The following is a 629-nucleotide window of genomic DNA, read 5'->3' as shown; positions in this document are numbered from 1 at the left end:
GGTGCAGACAAAGGCGGCCGCAGGATGTGATGACGACATCTCGATCGTGGAAGGGATAGGTCAGTCCGGGCAGGCCATCATAGCGGCGTGTCGAGGCCGTGTAGATGTCTGCGGGGCGCTTCATGTCGAGAGCCTCGTGGGGACGTTCGTGGTTGAACTCGTGCCTGAAGCTGTCAAAGCGATCCTGCTGCTGGAGGCTATTGGACCCCGGCGGTCTGGTGGCTTCTTTTTTGAGCGTGAGATGCATGCGCTCATGACGGCCGTTCTGCTGCGGATGGCCTGGCTTGATGCGCTCGATCGCAATGCCGAGCCTGAGCCACCACACCGACAGCTTTGAGAGATTGAACAAGGCATTGGCACTGGCAAATGGCACGCCATTGTCGGAGCGGATGGCAAGCGGCAGACCGCGTTCGCGAAACAGGCGCTCGAAGGCAGTAATTGCAGGATCTTCGCGGGTGGAATCGAGCGCCTCGCAGAGCAGCAGGAAGCGCGAGGCATGGTCCGTGACGGTCAGCGGATAACAGTATCGGCCATTGCCGAGCTTGAACTCGCCCTTGAAGTCGGTGCACCACAGATCGTTGGGAAGCGTGCCCTGCGACAGCGGCGTGCCGCGCGCGCGATGGCGCGGC

1 protein-coding gene is annotated in these 629 nt (G+C 61.7%); it reads right to left on the bottom strand.

The window, feature by feature from the left end:
- Nucleotides 1-629, bottom strand: a 629-nt coding sequence (locus tag SO180_RS42455) for an integrase core domain-containing protein (protein ID WP_449384717.1), incomplete at both ends; no start/stop codon positions are given.

The sequence above is a fragment of the Bradyrhizobium sp. UFLA05-112 genome (genome assembly GCF_053572325.1).
This window is presented reverse-complemented; position numbering and strand designations above follow the sequence as displayed.